The sequence below is a fragment of the Shewanella dokdonensis genome (assembly GCF_018394335.1).
In the GTDB taxonomy this organism is placed as follows: Bacteria; Pseudomonadota; Gammaproteobacteria; order Enterobacterales; family Shewanellaceae; genus Shewanella; species Shewanella dokdonensis.
Genome location: NZ_CP074572.1, coordinates 3,666,023 through 3,686,044 on the forward strand (window position 1 = coordinate 3,666,023; position 20,022 = coordinate 3,686,044).

At 44.5% G+C, this 20,022-nt stretch carries 11 protein-coding genes, 3 tRNA genes and 5 pseudogenes; 2 read left to right on the forward strand and 17 right to left on the reverse strand.

Going from position 1 to position 20,022, the window contains the following annotated elements; all coding sequences use genetic code 11:
* Nucleotides 1-52: 52 nt before the first annotated feature.
* The 4 genes and pseudogenes from KHX94_RS17605 to sodB all read right to left on the reverse strand — a co-directional run bounded on the left by KHX94_RS17605 (nucleotide 53) and on the right by sodB (nucleotide 6,055).
* A pseudogene (locus KHX94_RS17605) lies at nucleotides 53-1,569 on the reverse strand (SpoVR family protein).
* A 9-nt stretch (nucleotides 1,570-1,578) separates the two neighbouring features.
* Nucleotides 1,579-2,846, reverse strand: a pseudogene (locus KHX94_RS17610) (YeaH/YhbH family protein).
* 52 nt (nucleotides 2,847-2,898) lie between these two features.
* On the reverse strand, nucleotides 2,899-4,833 hold the full coding sequence (locus tag KHX94_RS17615; RefSeq protein ID WP_213681595.1) for a PrkA family serine protein kinase: 1,935 nt from the start codon (nucleotides 4,831-4,833) through the stop codon (nucleotides 2,899-2,901).
* Between the two features lie 640 nt (nucleotides 4,834-5,473).
* Nucleotides 5,474-6,055 (reverse strand): superoxide dismutase [Fe], encoded by a 582-nt coding sequence (sodB, locus tag KHX94_RS17620; protein WP_213681596.1) that lies wholly within the window; start codon nucleotides 6,053-6,055, stop codon nucleotides 5,474-5,476.
* Nucleotides 6,056-6,273: 218 nt separating this feature from the next.
* Here sodB and KHX94_RS17625 point away from each other — a divergent pair, with 218 nt between their 5' ends.
* Together KHX94_RS17625 and KHX94_RS17630 are read left to right on the forward strand one after the other, a co-directional pair.
* Nucleotides 6,274-6,609 (forward strand): Grx4 family monothiol glutaredoxin, encoded by a 336-nt coding sequence (locus KHX94_RS17625; RefSeq protein ID WP_213681597.1) that lies wholly within the window; start codon nucleotides 6,274-6,276, stop codon nucleotides 6,607-6,609.
* 651 nt (nucleotides 6,610-7,260) lie between these two features.
* A complete protein-coding gene (locus tag KHX94_RS17630) occupies nucleotides 7,261-9,864 on the forward strand; it encodes a TonB-dependent receptor (protein ID WP_213681598.1) in 2,604 nt (867 codons plus the stop codon).
* A 169-nt stretch (nucleotides 9,865-10,033) separates the two neighbouring features.
* Here KHX94_RS17630 and KHX94_RS17635 read toward each other — a convergent pair whose 3' ends face one another.
* The 13 genes and pseudogenes from KHX94_RS17635 to KHX94_RS17690 form a co-directional block, all read right to left on the reverse strand.
* Nucleotides 10,034-10,978 carry a LysR family transcriptional regulator gene (locus KHX94_RS17635; protein WP_213681599.1) on the reverse strand — a complete coding sequence of 315 codons (945 nt, stop codon included), beginning with the start codon at nucleotides 10,976-10,978 and terminating at the stop codon, nucleotides 10,034-10,036.
* Nucleotides 10,979-11,372: 394 nt separating this feature from the next.
* Entirely contained in the window at nucleotides 11,373-11,783 is a 411-nt protein-coding gene (gene gloA, locus KHX94_RS17640) for a lactoylglutathione lyase (protein WP_213683509.1), read from the reverse strand.
* Nucleotides 11,784-12,115: 332 nt separating this feature from the next.
* The gene (gene nth / locus KHX94_RS17645; RefSeq protein ID WP_213681600.1) at nucleotides 12,116-12,757 is read right to left on the reverse strand and encodes an endonuclease III; all 642 of its coding nucleotides are present in this window, start codon (nucleotides 12,755-12,757) and stop codon (nucleotides 12,116-12,118) included.
* Nucleotides 12,758-12,777: 20 nt separating this feature from the next.
* Nucleotides 12,778-13,471: pseudogene (locus KHX94_RS17650) on the reverse strand (electron transport complex subunit E).
* Nucleotides 13,468-14,101 (reverse strand): annotated as a pseudogene (gene rsxG, locus KHX94_RS17655) (electron transport complex subunit RsxG). Before rsxG ends, KHX94_RS17650 begins: the two co-directional pseudogenes overlap by 4 nt.
* 10 nt (nucleotides 14,102-14,111) lie before the next feature.
* Nucleotides 14,112-15,161 carry an electron transport complex subunit RsxD gene (gene rsxD, locus KHX94_RS17660; RefSeq protein WP_213681601.1) on the reverse strand — a complete coding sequence of 350 codons (1,050 nt, stop codon included), beginning with the start codon at nucleotides 15,159-15,161 and terminating at the stop codon, nucleotides 14,112-14,114.
* A 66-nt stretch (nucleotides 15,162-15,227) separates the two neighbouring features.
* On the reverse strand, nucleotides 15,228-15,929 hold the full coding sequence (locus KHX94_RS21910; protein ID WP_425314023.1) for a hypothetical protein: 702 nt from the start codon (nucleotides 15,927-15,929) through the stop codon (nucleotides 15,228-15,230).
* A gap of 16 nt (nucleotides 15,930-15,945) precedes the next feature.
* A complete protein-coding gene (gene rsxC / locus KHX94_RS21915) occupies nucleotides 15,946-17,415 on the reverse strand; it encodes an electron transport complex subunit RsxC (RefSeq protein ID WP_425314024.1) in 1,470 nt (489 codons plus the stop codon).
* 81 nt (nucleotides 17,416-17,496) lie between these two features.
* Nucleotides 17,497-18,038, reverse strand: a pseudogene (gene rsxB / locus KHX94_RS17670) (electron transport complex subunit RsxB).
* 12 nt (nucleotides 18,039-18,050) lie between these two features.
* Complete coding sequence (gene rsxA / locus KHX94_RS17675) at nucleotides 18,051-18,629, reverse strand: electron transport complex subunit RsxA (RefSeq protein ID WP_133040068.1); 579 nt, start codon at nucleotides 18,627-18,629, stop codon at nucleotides 18,051-18,053.
* 303 nt (nucleotides 18,630-18,932) lie between these two features.
* Nucleotides 18,933-19,007, reverse strand: a tRNA-Asn gene (locus KHX94_RS17680).
* 22 nt (nucleotides 19,008-19,029) lie between these two features.
* Nucleotides 19,030-19,105: transfer RNA gene (locus KHX94_RS17685), tRNA-Asn, on the reverse strand.
* 41 nt (nucleotides 19,106-19,146) lie between these two features.
* A tRNA-Asn gene (locus KHX94_RS17690) sits at nucleotides 19,147-19,222 on the reverse strand.
* Nucleotides 19,223-20,022 lie beyond the last annotated feature (800 nt).

Consider the following 20,022-nt stretch of genomic DNA (forward strand, 5'->3'; position numbering starts at 1 on the left):
AAAAGGACTGTCTGTCAGCAGTCCTTGTTCAATTTGATTTTCTATCAGCCGTTTAGGCCGCATTTTTCTCAGGGCACGCGGCAATTATTTTGATTTCACCATCATCGTCCATCTGTTCCAGCACCACATCAAATTTCCAGAGACGATGCAGATGCTTTAGCACTTCATTACGACTGTTCGCGAGCGGAATGCCTCGATTGGGAATATAACGTAACGTCAACGCACGATCACCGTTTACATTAACGTTATAGACCTGAATATTGGGCTCATTGTTGGACAAGTTATACTGGGATGACAATATCTGACGGATCTCGCGATACCCTTGATCATTGTGAATGGCCGAGATACTGAGATACTCCTGACGTTCGTCATCCAATACGCTAAATAGCTTGAATTTGCGGATAAGGTTGGGCGACAGATATTGGCTGATAAAACTCTCATCCTTGAAGTTCTGCATAGCAAAATGTAGCGTGTCGAGCCAATTGCTGCCCGCGATATCGGGAAACCAGCGACGATCTTCATCGGTAGGATCTTCACAAATACGGCGAATATCGCAGAACATGTTAAAGCCCAAAGCATAGGGATTGATACCACTGTAATAAGGGCTGTTATAGGCAGGTTGCGCGACCACGTTAGTATGACTTTGCAAAAACTCCAGCATAAACCGATCGGTGACTAGCCCTTCATCGTAGAGATGATTGAGCAAGGTATAGTGCCAAAAAGTGGCCCAGCCTTCATTCATCACCTGGGTCTGCCGCTGCGGATAGAAATATTGCCCCAATTTACGGACGATACGTACCACTTCGCGTTGCCACGGTTCCAGTAATGGCGCTTTTTCTCAATGAAATATAAGATATTTTCCTGCGGCTCTGGCGGAAAACGTTTATCGGATAGCAGTTTCTGCTCGGCAGGCTTTATCGGGATCGTACGCCATAGATCATTCACCTGACTTTGCAGATAAGCTTCACGTTCCTGTTGCCGTAGCTGTTCTTCTTTAAATGAGATATGTGCCGGTCGTTTGTAGCGATCCACTCCATAATTCATCAGGGCGTGGCATGAGTCGAGAATGCTCTCAACTTCTTCTACCCCGTACTTGCGTTCACACTGACTGATGTATTGTTTGGCAAAAACGAGGTAATCAATGATGGAGCTGGCATCTGTCCAGGTTTTGAACAGATAATTGTTCTTGAAAAAACTATTATGTCCATAACAGGCATGTGCAATCACCAGTGCCTGCATGGTCATCGTGTTTTCTTCCATAAGATAAGCAATACAAGGGTCAGAATTGATAACAATTTCATAGGCCAATCCCATCTGTCCCCGTTTGTATCCCTGCTCAGTTTCGATAAAGCGTTTACCAAATGACCAATGGGTGTACCCAATCGGCATGCCAACGCTGGAGTAGGCGTCCATCATCTGCTCAGCGGTAATAACCTCAATCTGGTTGGGGTAAGTATCCAAGCGGTAATGGGCGGCAACTCTAGCGATCTCCTGCTCATACGATTGCAACAGTTCAAAGGTCCATTCTGGTCCATCGCTCAGTGGCTGACGCTGTTTATTTCTTGCCATATGGCCCCCTTAAACTGCTTGCTTCTTGAATAGCTCACGAAATACCGGGTAGATATCTTCTACTTGTCGAATATTTCTGACTGCCATATTGTCAAATTTTTCAGTGAGTTGTTCGTACTCGCGCCAGAGCGTTTGATGGGCGCGATTAGTGATTTCAATATAGGAAAAGTAGCGTACAAACGGCAGGATCTGCTTTTCTAAGAGCTGATAACATAAAGGGGAATCATCGGCCCAGTTGTCACCATCGGAAGCTTGCGCCGCATAAATGTTCCATTCATCGGCGGGATAACGTTTCTGCTGAATTTCATGCATCAGTTTTAACGCACTGGAGACGATAGTGCCGCCAGTTTCCTGCGAATAGAAAAATTCGTGTTCGTCTACTTCTTTGGCTTGGGTGTGATGCCGGATGTAGACCACTTCCAGGTTTTTGTAGGTACGGGTGAGAAACAGGTATAACAAAATGTAGAAGCGTTTCGCCATATCTTTGGTGGCCTGATCCATCGACCCAGATACATCCATCAGGCAAAACATCACCGCTTGGCTGGTGGGAATTTCCCGTTTAGCAAAATTATTAAAGCGCAAATCAAAGGTATCAATAAACGGGACTTTTTTAATTTTCTGCTTCAGTTCTTCTATCTGAGCCTTAAGCGCTAGTATGCGATCGGCGCTGGCACCAACGGTGTTTTGTAACGTCGCTAATTCTTGTTCCAGTGCATGCAGTTCACGCTTTTTGCCTGCGGTCATGGCGGTGCGCCGTGCTAAAGACGAACGTAATGAGCGGACGATATTGATATTGGTAGGCACGCCATCGGTGGTATAGCCGGCGCGATATGTTTGATACTCCACCAATTTGTTGAGGCGATTTTTCTGGAGATTCGGCAGCTCTAGATCTTCAAATAACAGTTCCAGATACTCATCTTTGGAGATCTGAAACACAAAGTCATCCTGACCTTCGCCGCTGTCTGACGCCTCACCCGAGCCGCTGCCGCCACTGCCACCTGCGGGTGGCCGCTCAATCTTATCGCCACGGGTAAATTGATCATTGCCGGGATGTACCCGTTCACGAACCCCGCCTTGGCCTTGATGAAATATCGGCTCACTGATATCCCGCGTCGGAATACTGATCTTTTCGCCCTTATCGATATCAGTAACACTGCGTCGGGTGACTGCATCACTTACCGCTTTTTTATCTGCTGTTTATAGCGGTTGATAAAACGCTGGCGGTTAACCGTACTTTTACCCTTGGCATTTAACCGCCTGTCAATGAAATTTGCCATAAGCACCTCCCAAAGTAAGAACCGAGGCCAGGGCTCTGGCCTCGTCACCGGACTACGAGGATTTTCTTACCCTCAGGTACCATTCAGATAGCAGACGTACCTGTTTTTTGGTGTAGCCTTTTTCCATCATACGACTGACAAAGTCGTCATGTTTACGCTGATCTTCAGTGGAGGTCTTGGTGTTGAATGAAATCACCGGCAATAGATCTTCGGTGTTAGAAAACATTTTCTTTTCTATCACTGTGCGTAGTTTCTCGTAACTCGTCCAAGTGGGATTATTGCCATCGTTGTTGGCGCGGGCACGTAATACGAAATTGACGATTTCATTACGGAAATCTTTGGGGTTGCTGATCCCAGCCGGTTTTTCGATTTTTTCCAGTTCGGCGTTTAGTGCGGCTCGGTCAAATAGTTGGCCGGTTTCTGGGTCACGATATTCCTGATCCTGGATCCAGAAATCAGCATAGGTGACATAACGGTCAAAAATGTTCTGGCCGTATTCCGAGTAGGATTCTAGGTATGCGGTTTGGATCTCTTTACCAATAAATTCCACATATTTAGGGATTAAATAGCCTTTTAAAAATTCCAAATAACGATCGGCGGTATCGTTGGGGAATTGTTCCTGTTCAATTTGTTTTTCCAACACATAAAACAGGTGTACAGGGTTGGCGGCAATCTCTGTCCTGTCAAAGTTAAATACTTTTGAGAGGATCTTGAAGGCAAAACGGGTCGATAACCCTTCCATCCCTTCATCAACCCCAGCATAGTCGCGGTATTCTTGGTATGACTTGGCCTTAGGATCTGTATCTTTAAGACTTTCGCCGTTATAAACCCGCATCTTGGAGTAGATAGCAGAGTTTTCTGGCGCCTTAATTCTTGAGAGTACGCTGAACTGTGCCAGTGTTTCTAAGGTACTGGGAGAGCAGGGCGCGTGCGCCAGTTCAGAGTTTGCAATGAGTTTTTCGTAGATGTGGATCTCTTCTGACACTCGCAGACAATAAGGCACTTTGACTATGTATACACGGTCAAGAAACGCTTCATTGTTTTTGTTGTTACGGAAGGCACTCCATTCAGACTCATTGGAATGCGCCAGAATGATGCCGCTGAAAGGTAAGGCAGAGAGTCCTTCAGTGCCGTTATAGTTACCTTCCTGGGTGGCCGTCAGCAGAGGATGTAGCACCTTGATGGGCGCTTTAAACATCTCCACAAATTCCATTAGTCCCTGGTTAGCACGGCATAATGCGCCGGAATAGGCGTAGGCATCGGCATCATTTTGTGCGTAGTGCTCAAGTTTTCGAATATCGACTTTACCAACCAGAGATGAGATATCCTGATTGTTTTCATCACCTGGTTCCGTTTTTGCGATTGCTATCTGATCAAGCACAGAGGGAAATACTTTTACCACGCGGAATTTGGAGATATCACCGCCAAATTCATGTAAACGCTTAACCGCCCAAGGTGACATGATGGTTTTTAGATAGCGTAATGGAATTTGATATTCCTGTTGCAGTAACTTGCCATCTTCATCTGGGTCAAAGAGACAAAATGGGTGGTCATTTACCGGACTGCGTTCGCCATTGGCCGTCAGTATATACACAGGAACTTCCTGCATCAGAGCCTTGAGTTTTTCTGCTAGCGATGATTTACCGCCACCGACAGGCCCGAGTAAGTACAGGATCTGTTTTGATTCCTCCAATCCTTGCGCTGAATGGCGCAAATAGGAAACGATCTGTTCAATGGCTTCTTCCATGCCGAAGAAGTCTTTAAAGGCTGGATAACGTGAAATCACACGGTTAGAGAAAATCCGACTCAACACTGGATTTTTTGAGGTGTCGATAACTTCCGGCTCACCAATAGCGATAAGCAGTCTTTCGGCTGCCGAAGCGTATGCCGTGCGATCTTTTTTGCAGAGGTCGAGAAACTCCTGAAGTGTGAATTCTTCCTCGAGTTTCTTCTCGTAGCGCTGCTGATAATGCTCGAATATACCCATCTTAAACCCCCTGAAACACCAAGCTTATCTCTGGATGGAAACTCTCGTGATGTAGTGACCTACACTTAATCTTAGACACTATTTCATAGGAGTTGTCAAAAAACATAACTAAAACAAAGAGAAATAGTTGCAAAAGCAATATTTGCAGTTGTTGCGTAGATGTTACTATGTTCTTGAAGTAACGGTTTTTTGCTGGAAAACCGTCATATCATGACTGGCACTGCATGGTGAGGTGATTTGTCAAAAGGAGTGTGAGTTCAATGCCTATTAGCTAAGCGCTGACTGATATTTCTGATAGTCGAATTCCTCTTGGGGCTCAGTTTTTATTCCACCGCATATAGGCGTGTTTGCCGAGTATGCTTCTAAGCATTATCACAGTTAATTAAAGGAAGTGTGTAGTTATGAAGAGGTAGCGCTCAACTAGTTAAAGGCTCTGTGAATAAAAAATGGATGAATATTCAGCAAGTTGCCGAGTGGTTCTGAGTTTGACATATAGCCATCGCAAAGGCGTTCGATAATTTGGGCATAAAAAATCCGATGACGATAAGCCATCGGATTTTGAGCATTTCAGTGAGATAGCTTGGCTATCTCACTGAAAGACCGGCATTAAACCATAGGTTATTTTTAACCAGGGTAAAAATTAAGCCGCGAAATTTTTATTCACAAAATCCCAGTTAACCAGTTCCCAATAATGCGACAGATAGTTAGGGCGGGCATTACGGTAGTCGATGTAATAGGCATGTTCCCATACATCAACCGTCAGTAGTGGGGTTACCCCGTCTGTCAGCGGGCAGCCAGCATTAGAGGTGTTCTGAATGGCTAATGAGCCATCAGCCTTCTTCACTAACCAGGTCCAACCTGAGCCAAAGTTGCCTGTTGCGCTCTTAGTAAATTCTTCTTTAAACACTTCAAATGAACCGAAAGCTTTAGCAATTGCAGCGGCAACGGCACCAGTTGCTTCGCCGCCTGCGGTAGGTGCAAGGCAGTTCCAGTAAAAAGTATGGTTCCAAACCTGAGCCGCATTGTTGAACACACCACCTGAAGACGACTTGATAATCGCCTCCAATGATTTGCCTTCATTTTCAGTTCCGGCTATCAACTTATTGAGGTTTACCACGTAAGTGTTGTGGTGTTTGCCATAATGGTATTCTAAAGTTTCTTGTGAAATATGGGGTTCCAATGCATCTTTTGCGTAAGGTAATGCAGGTAATTCGAAAGCCATTGTTATCTCTCCATTGACTTGGTTTATCATTCTTGAACATGCTCACTGGGCACTATTGTACTGATAAAATGTGTGAAGCGCATCATTGTTTAGATGAAAAATGTGATTGCTTTCCATTAGATAGTGTGCATTTAAAAACCCTATATTTACTGTGTTTTTGTTGTCATAGTGACTGACGTACAATAGACGGCTACGCATACTATTACTCAGGAACCAAAATGGATACTGTTGAGAAAATTAAACACCAACTTACTGAAAATCCTATAATTCTCTACATGAAGGGCTCTCCTAAACTGCCAAGTTGCGGATTTTCTTCTCAGGTAGCTCAAATCATGATCAATATTGGGGAGCAGTTTGCGTTCGTCGATATCCTGCAACACCCCGATATCCGGGCAGAACTGCCTAAATATGCAAACTGGCCAACTTTCCCACAATTGTGGGTTGAAGGTGAATTAATCGGTGGCTGTGACATTGTAACTGAGATGTATCAAAAGGGAGAGTTACAGACTTTGATTAAAGAAACAGCAAATAAATACCGTAAAGACGAAGAGTAGAGTGACAAGTAAATAAAAAAGCCGCTAAAAGCGGCTTTTTTATTTACTTGTCACTCTTGTCGTTATCTCATCAAATTAAAACTTATCTTTAATGATTGGCCAAAAGATATGCCAAAAAATGATTTGTTAACATTAATTATTATTAATACTAAAGACATTATATTAATTATATTTTGATAACAAAAAAATACCATAATTAACATAATAAAAATAAATAAAGCTATATGTTAAAAAAATAAATATTTTTATAACATATGTAAATATGTTTAAAAGGTAAAATGTTGTGAACTCAAAGGGTACTGACAAGCACTGCTCATGATCTTTAGCCTTGACTTTTGTGATGCATGTCACATAATGGCTTGCTGTAAATGTTAATTAAATTTGTATTTTTTTACATGTTAAAATGTTAAAAGCAGTTCTAAAAATGAGCATTTTGTATTTTTTTGAGTCAATTTATAGTATTTTAAAAGTATATTTAACATATGGATACGCACATAAAACAAATTAAAAACATTTTATTCTTGGATTACTTTTAAATGAAGGATTGACGCAACGTTTAGTTGGCGACAGTATCTTTCCCAGTCTGGATTCAGGCGTGAATAAATATAAAAATTCAGCAGTAAAACAAACCAGGAAGTAAGGGAGTTTTGAATGCTTAAAACGAATAAAATAACAGCAGCGGTAAGATTATCGCTGATTGCTGCTGTATCCGCAGGGTCTTTTGGAATAGTGCATACTGCTGTAGCGGCAGAACAGTCAACTGCTAAAGGCGGTGATGTTGAACGTATTGAGGTGACTGGCTCACGTATTAAACGTCAAGATATGGAGACTGCGTCTCCTGTCACCTCTATCAGTGCTGATACCATTGTTGCTCAAGGTTATGCTTCTGTTGACCAATTACTGCAAGACCAAACTTCTATGGCGGGTGCACCTATTGGCGCTACTACCAATAACGGTTCAGATGGTGCAGCTCAAGTAGATTTACGTGGTATGGGGGCTAACCGTACCTTAGTACTGTTAAATGGTCGCCGTATGGTGAATTCTGGCTCTGGTGCTGATAGTGCTGTGGATCTGAATGCTATTCCTGTGGCAATGATTCAACGTGTAGAAATCCTGAAGGATGGTGCATCTGCAGTATATGGCTCTGATGCTATTGCTGGGGTTGTTAACATCATCACTAAGAAAGATTTTGAAGGTTTTCAATTTGATGCTAAGTCATCTTCCACTGATAAGGGAGATGGTCAGACATACGAACTAAATGGACTATATGGTTTTAGCACTGCTAATGGTGGTAATTATACCTTTGGTGCGGCATTCGCTAAGCGTAATGGTGTCATTCAGGGTGACCGTAAGTGGACTGAACGTGGCAGCAGCTCTATAGTCCCTCAGGGGGAAATCATTGGTAATCAGCTCGACGCAAATGGCGATGTTGTGCTTGATAAAGATGGTGACCCAGAACAGGAGATGAAAGAATACCAGAATGGTGCTTGGGTTCCGTTAGAAGAGGGTTATGATTTCACTCCTGACAGTTGGTACCAGACACCAAGCAAGCGTTACAGCCTCTTTGCTAATATGACCCAAGAACTTGGTAATGACTTAGTTCTGACGGGAGATTTTTTATACACTAAGCGTAAATCTAACCAACAGATGGCGGCTGAACCTGCTAATCTTTATCTCCCTGTTTGTACCGACTCGACTACTTCCCAATGTATCAATCTGACAGATGCAATGGTCGCTGGTGGTATCGTAGCTAATGAAAAAACTGGAAAAATCAATTTCCGTCGTCGTACTAATGAAGTTGGTCCTCGCATATATGGACAAGATACAGATACATATCGTGCATCTCTTGATTTGCAAGGATATTTAAACGCAGGGAATGGTTTGTCATGGGATATTTCATATACCTATGGCAAGAATAAGGCTAAGACTTGGGTAGATAATTCTATTAATGCTACCAATATGAAAGCCTCTATATATGCTGATCCTGATGCTTGGTTTACTGGGAATCCAGTGAATGAAGACATTCAAAATGATATTTCATTTACAGATGATGCCCGTGGTGGTAACGAGCAACATGATGTCCAAGCTAACTTGAGTGGCGATTTGTTCCAGTTAAGTGCTGGTGCTGTAAGCTTTGCTATTGGCGCAGAATATCGTTATGAGAGTGGTTATTTTGACCCAGATCCAGTTGTCGTTGCTGGTGATAGTTCGTCAGCGCAACAATATCCTACAAATGGACATTATGATGTTATCTCTTTCTTCCAAGAAGTGAGTGTGCCATTTACTGAAAAACTGACAGGTGACTTCGCATGGCGTTATGACGAGTATGACACTTTCGGCAAGGCTTCGACTTGGAAAGTAGGCTTAACTTACCGCGCTACTGAAGATATTATGCTGCGTGGCGTAGTTGCGACAGGATTCCGCGCTCCAAATGTTAGCGAGTTGTTCGGTGGTAATTCTGGGTCATATGACTATTTGACCGATCCATGGGGTAATACTTTCGACCCTCAGATCTTGGTTAATTATACTTCTGATCCTAATCTGAAACCTGAAGAGTCAGAATCTTATACTGCAGGTATTGTATATTCTCCTAGTTATTTAGATGGATTCTCAACTACTATCGATTACTGGAAATTTAATATCTCTGATGCAATTACTCGTGTAGATGTGCAGTCTAAGCTGAAGGCTTGTCACGATGGTGGAGCTGATGCTGAAGCGGCTTGTGCCATCATTAATGTAACTCCTGATGGCGATCTAACAACTCTAACCTCTGCTTTGACTAACGTGGGTAGTGTCAAAACGAGTGGCGTCGATATTAACATCGCTTATAAATTCTCAGGCTTAGGGTTAGATTGGAGCATCAATAATGATGCTACCTACCTGATTGACTATAAAAAAGATGGTATCGATTACCGTGGTTATGTAGATGGTAATATGGGTGGTTATGCTAAATGGCGCAATAATTTTAGTGTAACCGCAAGTCAGGATGCTTGGAGTGTTATGTATTACAATCGCTATATCAGCAGTATGCTAGATTACGATATGGGCGATGGAAGTGAAGCTGACTCGGTATTGTACCATAACATCGTTGGTACTTATCACTTTACTGATAACTTGAGTTTATCTGCTGGTGTTAAGAACTTTACCGATGAGGATCCGTCATATGTGTCTAACGGAAGTGATGGTGGTACCTCTCCACAGGTTTACGATGTTGTCGGTCGTCAGATCTATGGTAGTGTAAGCTACAAGTTTTAATCATTGGTGATTTGATTCGTTAGTAATTTCTCAAGCGGATTGAAAATACTCACTTGTTATTAACTAATGTGATAACAAGTGGGTGATCCAATATAAATTTATAGCCTTCATTATTTAGATAATGAAGGCTATTTTTATGGTATCGTTAAAAATTTATTCATAAATAGCATTATTTAAAGTGATGGGAACTATCTAAAACAGGATCTATTACTCTATCACTAAATTTCGAGATGAGATTGGTATGTATGTGGTTAATAAAAGATGTAATTCTACTCGGGATCGGATGTTGTTTTATGTATGATAAGTAGAGTATGCTACTTTTTATAGGATAATCTTCTAATATATTTATTAGTGTTCCTTTAGCTATCTCTACTTCTGCAAGTTCTTCTGGTAATACTGTTATACCAAAACCGTCGATTGCTAAATTTTTAGCTAGTATCGCACTATCTAAACTCATCTTGATATTTGGGGTAAGATATACCCAGGACTTACCATCAAATAATTTTATTTTTCCTTGCTCAATATCAACTGATTGATTTGACATGCAATCTATATAATTATGAGTGTTGATCTCAGTAGGGTAAGTTGGTGCCCCATGTTTTGAAATATATGATGGACTGGCTACCATTAGTTTGTTGATGTTAAGTAGTTTGATACTTTTTATTGTATTATCATTAATTTCATTAAAGTGGAATAATATGTCAATGTTTTCATTGATGAGGTTGTATTTTGATTTGTTACACAACTCTAATTCTATATTGATATTTTTTTGTGCTTCTAAGTATGAGTAAAATATAGAGTAATCGACTACATCATTTAATTCATAAGGTAAGACAACTTTTATTTTCCCTTTATCTATATCTGTAATGAGTTGTGATTCAGCTGTTTTTAGCTCTGAAAAAGCTTTATATATTGTTTCATAAAATAAAACTCCATCATGTGTTAGCGCTATTCTTCTGGTGCTGCGAGTGAGTAATTTTATGCCAACACGTTCTTCTAATTCTGATATTTTTCTACTTACGGTTGTTTTGGTTAACCCCAATGCTTTAGCTGCACCGGTAAATGATTTTATTTCAACCGTCTTTGCAAATATTTGTAATTGGTTAAGATCCATACTAGCCCCGAAGATAACTTATCAATACAGATCAATAACATGTTATATAGCTCAGCAGCGTATATAAGCGTGTCTCGATATTTTTGTATTTTATGGAGTTTACATCCTCAACTTAACTTGAGGTCAAGTGATAAGTTTTGCCCAGTTATGTAAGAAGTCATATTGGCTGGTTTTTAGGTTCAACATGGATAAAGCAGGGGCGCGATTGAACTAAAACTATAAAGAGGTGGCTATCTGAGACGCACTCATAACGGAGAGGGCATACTGACGAATTGTAGACAATTGAGGCTCAGGTACTAGTTTGTGGGAAACAGCGCAATCATCAGCGGGGATTGCGCTATAAAGAGTGAATAGCTCAGCTGCATAAAGACGGAGCTATATCATCAATAAAACGTTAGCCAAGACCTTTTTCGGCAGAAGTCATCTGGATCAGCTCAATTTTGTAACCGTCAGGATCTTCAACAAATGCAATTTCTGTGGTGCCTCCAGCAACAGGGCCGGGGGCTCGGGTTACTTTCCCACCGGCAGCTGCAATAGCTTCGCAGCGGTGATAGATATCTGTTTCACCGATAGCGATATGACCAAAGGCGTTACCCATATCATATTTTTCAGTGCCCCAGTTATAGGTGAGTTCAATAACTGCTGCACCCCGATTTTCTTCATCAAAACCAACAAAGGCCAAACTGTATTTGTATTGCGGATTTTCCGATTGGCGCAGTAACTTCATTCCCATAACTCGGGTGTAAAATTCGATACTGCGTTCCAAATTGCCAACGCGGATCATCGTGTGTAAAACCTGAGACATACGTACCTCTACTTGCTTGTGCATTTCAGTGTTGCAGTTGCTACAAGATTTAATTGCTAAAGTGTGTTGCTGCTCACTTGCACAACTGTCTGGATGTTTGATAGGTCACATATTATGTAACCTAATGTTGAAATTATTACCATATCACCAATAATGAAGCCGATGCTAACTCAGGGAGATAACTATGACGACAGAATTAAAAATGGCTTTGGGAACAACTTGTGTCATCGCGCTAGTATTTATGGCACTTATTGCGCAAATTTTCTGAAGTGTAATCCCTTTTCGCTAGTGATTATATTGATTGCTTAAGGCCGCCTCAAGAGGCGGCTTTTTTATGACTCTGGATAAATTTTCTCTTTAAATTCACAGAGATCTTCGATAATGCAACTGCCGCATCTAGGCTTACGTGCAATGCAAGTATATCGACCGTGCAGAATTAGCCAGTGGTGAACATCAACCTTAAATTCATCTGGGACAACTTTTAGCAGTTTATCCTCTACCTGCTGTACGTTTTTTCCAGGGGCAAAATTGGTACGATTGCTGACCCGGAAAATGTGAGTATCGACGGCTATGGTTGGCCAGCCAAAGGCAGTGTTAAGCACCACATTTGCCGTTTTTCGGCCCACACCAGGCAAGGATTCTAATGCGGCTCTGTCCTCGGGCACTTGACCCTGATAGTCATCCAATAATTTCTGCGATAGCGCAACGACATTGACAGCTTTGTTGTTGTACAGCCCGATGGTTTTGATGAAGTGTTTGAGTCCTTCAACACCTAGATTTACGATGGCTTGCGGTGTGTTAGCTACCGGGAACAGTTTGGCCGTGGCCTTATTGACACTCACGTCTGTGGCTTGTGCTGACAATGCGACAGCTACCAGCAGCTCAAATGGACTACTGTAATGTAATTCGGTTTTAGGGTGAGGATTCTGCGCTCTTAGGCGTTTAAGAATTTCAGTTCTTTTAGCGTTATTCACTGTTGGTCCTTCACTAAGGGTTAGTTCACCTTGGTGACTCTCGCACGTGTCACGATAGTTGCTGCCGCTTGGGTTTTGCGGGCGGAGAGTTTTTGTCTATCACGTTTTTTAGCGCGATCAACAGACCCACACCAAAGAAGGCGCCCGGTGGTAACATTGCCAACAGGAACGGTGTGTTAACGTGCCAGACTTCTATACGTAATACACTGGCCCAACTACCAAGCAGCTGATCCGCACCATCAAATAAGGTGCCCTGACCCAGGATCTCCTCGCTGCACCTAAGACCATCAATACCAAGGTAAATCCCATGCCCATCATTAAGCCGTCAAAGGCCGCTTTTAATGGACTATTTCGAGAAGCAAAAGCTTCTGCTCGGCCAATAATGATGCAGTTGGTAACAATCAGCGGTAAGAAAATCCCAAGTGATAAATACAAGCCATAGGCATAAGCATTGATCAGCAACTGTACCGCAGTAACCAGCGCGGCAATGATCATCACAAACACCGGGATACGGATATCTTTCGGGACAAAATCTCGCACGAGAGACACCAGTACGTTTGATGCAATGAGTACCACCATGGTGGCAACGCCAAGGCCGATGGCATTGGTGAAGGTGGCGGTGACGGCCAGTAATGGACAGAGTCCCAAGAGTTGCACTAATCCTGGGTTGTTTTTCCATAATCCCTGCCAGGCAATTTCACGGTATTGGCTCATTGGTTTGCCTCACAATTCATTGGTTGCTGGTAGATCATCTGTTGATTCGCTTCAAAGTAACTGAGCGCATTGCGTAGCGCTTTGGTATAGGCCCTGGGGGTGATGGTGGCTCCGGTAAACTGATCAATATCACCACCATCTTTTTTACATACCAGCTCTTATCGTTGCTGCTGTCAAAGACTTTGCCAGCAAAGCGTTTCACCCAGTTTGATTTGCGACTGTCGATTTTATCACCAAGTCCGGGGTTTCCTGTTGTGACAATGTCTGTACTCCAAGTACAGTGCCATCATTGCGCACACCCACAATGAGTTGAATTTCGCCGTTGTAGCCATCTGGCGCTACGGCTTCTATGGCTATTGCCACCGCTTGTCCATTTTTCATCGCCACATAAGCGGGGAGAGGGCGGCTAGTACCCAGACTCTCTGGGGCATGCAGTAGGGTGCAGGTTTGTGCCAAATCATTGTCGTGCAGCGCATCGGGAATAATCTGGTGTAACACTTTCAACAGTTGCAGCCGTTGCTGGTCGGCAATGGTTTGTTTAGTCATCAGATTGACTGCGGCCACCAAGGCGGTACAGATCAGTGCAAATAATCCCAGCAACATGCCATTTCTTAACATTGTATTGTGCAAAATCTGCTCCTCAGCCCCGTGAATGGCCGTATGTACGAGGCTTGATGTAATAATCGATCAATGGCGCACTGATATTGGCCAGTAGTACCGCAAAAGCGAAGGCATCGGGATAGCCGCCAAAACTCCGAATGAGGTAGACCAATACGCCGATAATAGCACCAAACAGCAGGCGACCTTTGTTACTGGTGGCGGCCGTCACGGGATCGGTCGCAATAAAGAATGCACCAATCATGGTGGCACCGGAAAACAGGTGGATCAGCGGGCTGACATGTGTCAGCGGATCCCAGGCCCAAGCGATAGTGGCGCAGACCAATAGGGCGCCAAGCACGCCAGCGCTGATATGCCAGCGAATCAATTTAAGCCGTAGCAGTAACAGTCCACCCGCGAGATACGCCAAATTTACCCAAAACCAGCCTTTCCCCGCCCAACCATTGAAAATGAGTTTTTGCAAACTGTCGGCGGTAGTAATTCCTAAATGCAGATCTGTTTTCAGTGTATCCAGAGGTGTGGCCATGGTGGTGCCATCAATGCCAAGCCGATAGCTATCGGCAACGGCTATTTGTGAGCCGCTAAAAATAATCTGCAAGCTGTCAAAAAAACCGGGAGAATGCTGGGCTGCCGTGACGGGGGCGACCCAACTGGTCATTTGCACCGGAAAGGCAATCAACAGTAATACATATGCGGCCATTGCAGGGTTGAACAGATTCTGCCCTAAGCCACCATACAACTGTTTCACTATGATGATGGCAAAGGCGCTACCTATCAGCACCAACCACCATGGCGCTAAAGGCGGAATTGCGACGCCTAGCAAAAATGCGGTTAACAACGCACTGTTGTCAGAAATAGTGTGAATGACTGACCGTTGCCGCAGTTGCATGATCACGGCTTCGCAGCATAGCGCGACCAGCATCGCCAGTATCACCTGGATTAAAGTGCCCCAACCGAAAAATGCGCATTGCACTACCAGTGCTGGCATGGCGCATAACAGCACGCGTTGCATTACTGTGCTGGTTTGCAGTTGACGGCTCAAATGGGGCGATGAGGCAATTTTAAATGCCATGTTAATTATTCTCCTGCTCGCGAGCACGCTCACGTGCTTTCTGCTTGGCTTTTGCTACAGCGGCAGCTATACGGGCTTTTTATCATCAATAACGGCGTGAGTTGGCTCTGCACTGTTGGTTACCGGTGACGGCTGCGGCTCATTGTCAGCATTTGCCTCAGTCTCCGGCACCATACTCTCAGTACTCTCGGTTGCTTCTTCGATGCTAAGCTCGGGTGCCGATGCGGATTTTTTAGCTTTAGCTTTTGCAATTGCTGCTGCGATTCGTGCCTTCTTGTCGGTATCAACTGTATTGTCAACAGCAGTGGCTGCAGCCAATGAAGTCTCTTCGGTTGCTACGTGGGTATCTGTCGCCGCTTTTTTGGCTTTAGCTTTCGCAATCGCCGCCGCTATTTTGGCCTGTTTATCTGTGGCAGCCGTGAGTGCGGTGTTACTGCTTGCCGCTGATGTATCCGCTTCCTTCAATTCGGGAGCCTCGGCAGTCGCTTGCGCTTTTTTGGCTTTGGCGCGGGCAACGGCGGCAGCTACTTTGGCTTGTTTTTCTGCCTCAGGCGTCAGTGCCGTTGTGGTAGCTGTGGCTGTAGCCGAAGATTGCTCGGCAGCCTTCTTGGCTTTAGCCCTCGCTATTGCAGCTGCAACGGCGGCTTTTTTGTCATCTTGATTTGGGCTCGGTGCCTCGGGCTGGTTTTCGCTGGCGGCTGTTGTCTGGGCCTTTTTCGCTTTGGCTCTGGCAATCGCGGCTGCTACAGCGGCTTTATTATCCACCACGGGTGAAGGTGTATTGTCAGTTGTGTTTTTGGCGGCCTGGCTTGGCTTTTACCCGTGCAAGCGCTGCGGCCACAGTATCCTTTTCATCTCCAGACATTACGGATTTACGTTTTGCCGCGGCTTCCTGTGCTTTGCTAGCGCGCTCTTGTTTTTCCTGCTCTAGTCGCAAACTGCGCGCTTCAAAGCGCTTTTTAGCGTGCTCTGCATGCAGTTTGTCTTCGCGGTTTTTGCGGATTGCTGCTTTAGCAACACGATAATACTGTACTAATGGAATGTCAGATGGACAGACATAGCTGCAACAACCACATTCGATGCAGTCCTTCAGATGGAAACTTTCGGCTTTATCATATTCTGCTGCCTTGGCATGCCAATACAGTTGTTGTGGCAGCAAGGCTACCGGACACACTTGTGCACATTCGCCACAACGGATGCAGGAGCGCTCCTGCGCTGCCGTAGCGAGTTCTTCCGGCTGTGGCAACAACAGGCAGTTAGTGCCTTTCAAGACGGGCACATCAACCGTTGCTAGGGTGTAACCCATCATCGGGCCGCCGACAATCACTTTACTGTCAGGTGTAGCCTTAAACCCTGTCTGTTCAAGAATGTGACGAACGGGAGTCCCTATGGGGATCCAGTAGTTGCCAGGTGTTGTTGTATTGCTGCCGGTGACCGTAATAACCCGCTCAAGCAGTGGCAGCCCTTGATATACCGCTTGCTGAATCGCAAAAGCCGTACCGACATTCTGCACCACAATGCCTAAATGCGCCGGAATTGCGCCGGAAGGCACTTCCTGACCGGTAAGAATGTGGATCAGCTGTTTTTCACCACCAGAAGGGTATTTGGTTGGAATGACTTGAATGCGACATCGACTTAAGCTCACGGTGGCTAAGGCTTGCTCCATCGCCTGTGCCGCTGCGGGTTTATTGTCTTCAATAGCGACAATAATGGCTTCCGGTTGCAGCAATTGCTGCATTAATGCCACACCCTTCAGAATGGCGCTGGCTTGTTCCCGCATCAATCTGTCATCGGCGGTGATATAAGGCTCGCACTCCACACCGTTAATGATCAGCAACTTAATCTTGCTAGCAGGATTGAGTTTGATGTGGCTTGGAAACATAGCACCGCCCATACCGGCAATACCTGCGTCACGAATTCTCTGCAATATCTGTTCATGGCTTAATGGGCCAGAGGCATTATTGAAGATGACTGATTCATCAAGTCCATCGGCTTGTAAGACACACGTCAGTATTGGTAAGGCCGATGGGTGGTTACTGGGCTTTGGCTCAATCGTGGTAATGGTGCCGGAGGTTGGAGCATGTACTGCCAGATACATGGCAGAAACGCCACGTGTTAGGGGCTGTCCTTTCAATACCCGTTGCCCCGGTTTAACGGCTAACACGGCTGTTTCGCCTACTTGTGGTAATGGCAACAGATATTCGCTTGCAGGTGCTAGTCGCTGAATGGGACGAGTATTCGACAGTTGTTTCATTTCTGGAGGGTGGATCCCTCCTGTCAGTGGCCAGAGGACTGTAGGCTCAGTGGATGCAGATTGGCTCAATGGAAAATCCTCTTACAGCGTTTTGACCGGAATGGCGTTAAGTTGCCAGTCCCAGGTTCGCAGATCCTGTTTAACCGGACGCATCTCAATGCAATCCACCGGACAGGGCTCAACACACAAATCGCAGCCGGTGCAGGCGCTGGTCAGCACTGTATGCATTAATTTCCCGGCACCAATAATGGCATCAACAGGACAAGCCTGAATACACTTAGTGCAGCCGATACATTCTTCTTCACGAATAAAGGCGACTTTTTTATCTGCGTTTCGGCGGTAGCCGTCAGCGGCTCTGGCTCAACGCCCATTAGGTCTGCCAGTTTTTCCATGGTGGCCGAACCACCTGGCGGACAACGGTTAATTTTTTCGCCGTTGGCAATGGCTTCAGCATATGGCCGGCAGCCAGGATAACCACATTGGCCGCATTGGGTCTGCGGCAGCAACGACTCAATCTGATCGACAATTGGATTGCCTTCAACTTTGAACTTTTCGGCCGCAAATCCCAGCACTACACCAAACACCAGTGCCAGCAGTGTTAACAGTATTACAGCTATCAGCATGGAAAATTCGCTCTACTTAACCAGGCCGGTGAAGCCCATAAAGGCCAGTGACATCAGACCGGCAGTGATCATGGCAATGGCACCGCCTTTAAAAGGTAAGGGGACATCCGCCGCAGCCAGACGCTCGCGCATGGCAGAAAACAGAATTAATACCAGTGAAAAACCGAGTGCAGCACCAAAACCATAGACGGCTGATTGCATAAAGTTATGTTGTTCATTGATATTCAGCAGTGCCACCCCAAGAACGGCGCAGTTGGTGGTAATCAGTGGAAGATAGATACCTAAGGCGCGATAAAGGCTGGCAGAAGTCTTCTGGACCACCATCTCAGTGAATTGCACCACCACTGCAATCACCAGAATAAAGGCCATGGTGCGCAGGTAACCCAATTCAAACGGCTGCAGCAGATACTGATCCACCAGATAACTGAGGATCGAGGCAAGCGTCAGCACAAAGGTGGTCGCCATCGACATACCTATTGCTGATTCCAGCTTACTGGACACGCCCATGAATGGACAAAGTCCCAAGAATTTAACCAGCACAAAGTTGTTGACCAGCACGGTGCCAATCAGCAACAGCAGATAATCACTCATCATATTCACGGCATTACAATTTCTTGGCGGTTATTATCGGTGTTTCGTCCGTTATTAACAACACATGAAATTTAGGGATTATTAATAGGATTGTGACAATCTCATGCGCAATAAGTTTGCGGCCAAGCGATGAAGTGGGATCTCTACCGCGTTTTGCGGGGGCAACTGCCAATACATAGCCGAATATGTTGTTAATGCAGTGAGATAATTCGCAAGAATGTAGAAATGTACTGTTGCCCAGATCTCAACAGCGCAAGTTTAATGAAGAAAAAGATAAGATAGTAGGGGATAAGCGCTTAGAAATGGCTCCCTGACTGGACTTGAACCAGTGACATACGGATTAACAGTCCGCCGTTCTACCGACTGAACTACAGGGGAACAGATTTTCGAGGTTAGTGTGTGGCTCCCCTGACTGGACTTGAACCAGTGACATACGGATTAACAGTCCGCCGTTCTACCGACTGAACTACAGGGGAATGACACAGAAACTTACATTTACGCAAATCTATTCTTCAAATGGCTCCCCTGACTGGACTTGAACCAGTGACATACGGATTAACAGTCCGCCGTTCTACCGACTGAACTACAGGGGAATCGCAAAGCGTGTCTCTGAAGAACGGAGCGCATAGTAAATCGCTCACGAAGTTGAGTCAACTCGGCATTACAAAAAAAGCGTCATTGCGAGTTTGATTGCTTATCTAATGTGCATGCAACGGCTTTTTGACAAGAATTAACGGGATTATGCTTAAAAAATAACGGCTAAGGGGAAATTATAATGCTGGAAATTTGCACTTATCCTGCGAACTTGTGGTGCCCGCGACCAGCAATAGCCGTAAAAATTCTGGTGATAGCCAGAAAATTTGGACGATGCTCCTTTCTGCTACGGATTTATCGCTGTGCTTCATAACGATTAGGCATAAAAGACGTATGGTATAGTGCCGCACAAAATGCTGTTTTAACCGTGTTTGAAGCATGACTGTCTGTGTATTTTGTGATATTTGTCTCATTTCTACGCGGGGTAGATTTTAAATGTAATTAATTTTCATGGCAGATAGAACCGGCGCTTGTAATGCCATGAAATGCCAATCCCGCATGGTTACAGGGCTGGATCCAGTTATCCACTGAATCTGTGGATAACCCTGTGGGTTTGTCTGGTAAATATGCCGCAAACCCCTATGCCTTCTGGGGTGGACTTAAATCCGCCAAAAAACGCTGCAAAAAATAAATACAAATAAAAACAATATCTTATAAAAGTCAAGCGACGGAATGATAGTTGACCAGTTTTGTAATCAATTTGTAAGAAATTAGTCAGCCAGTGCTGTGCATTAAATTGGTGCTTTGACTCCATTTTACGCATAACCCCTGCCGACTATCATGCCGTTATTGAATTTCA

What these genes read in the sequence shown, in the direction of transcription:
- KHX94_RS17615 (WP_213681595.1), bottom strand. Translation starts at nt 4,833, where the DNA reads ATGGGTATATTCGAGCATTATCAGCAGCGCTACGAGAAGAAACTCGAG.
- sodB (WP_213681596.1), bottom strand. Translation starts at nt 6,055, where the DNA reads ATGGCTTTCGAATTACCTGCATTACCTTACGCAAAAGATGCATTGGAA.
- KHX94_RS17625 (WP_213681597.1), top strand. Translation starts at nt 6,274, where the DNA reads ATGGATACTGTTGAGAAAATTAAACACCAACTTACTGAAAATCCTATA.
- KHX94_RS17630 (WP_213681598.1), top strand. Translation starts at nt 7,261, where the DNA reads ATGCTTAAAACGAATAAAATAACAGCAGCGGTAAGATTATCGCTGATT.
- KHX94_RS17635 (WP_213681599.1), bottom strand. Translation starts at nt 10,978, where the DNA reads ATGGATCTTAACCAATTACAAATATTTGCAAAGACGGTTGAAATAAAA.
- gloA (WP_213683509.1), bottom strand. Translation starts at nt 11,783, where the DNA reads ATGTCTCAGGTTTTACACACGATGATCCGCGTTGGCAATTTGGAACGC.
- rsxD (WP_213681601.1), bottom strand. Translation starts at nt 15,161, where the DNA reads ATGGCATTTAAAATTGCCTCATCGCCCCATTTGAGCCGTCAACTGCAA.
- rsxC (WP_425314024.1), bottom strand. Translation starts at nt 17,415, where the DNA reads ATGAAACAACTGTCGAATACTCGTCCCATTCAGCGACTAGCACCTGCA.
- rsxA (WP_133040068.1), bottom strand. Translation starts at nt 18,629, where the DNA reads ATGAGTGATTATCTGCTGTTGCTGATTGGCACCGTGCTGGTCAACAAC.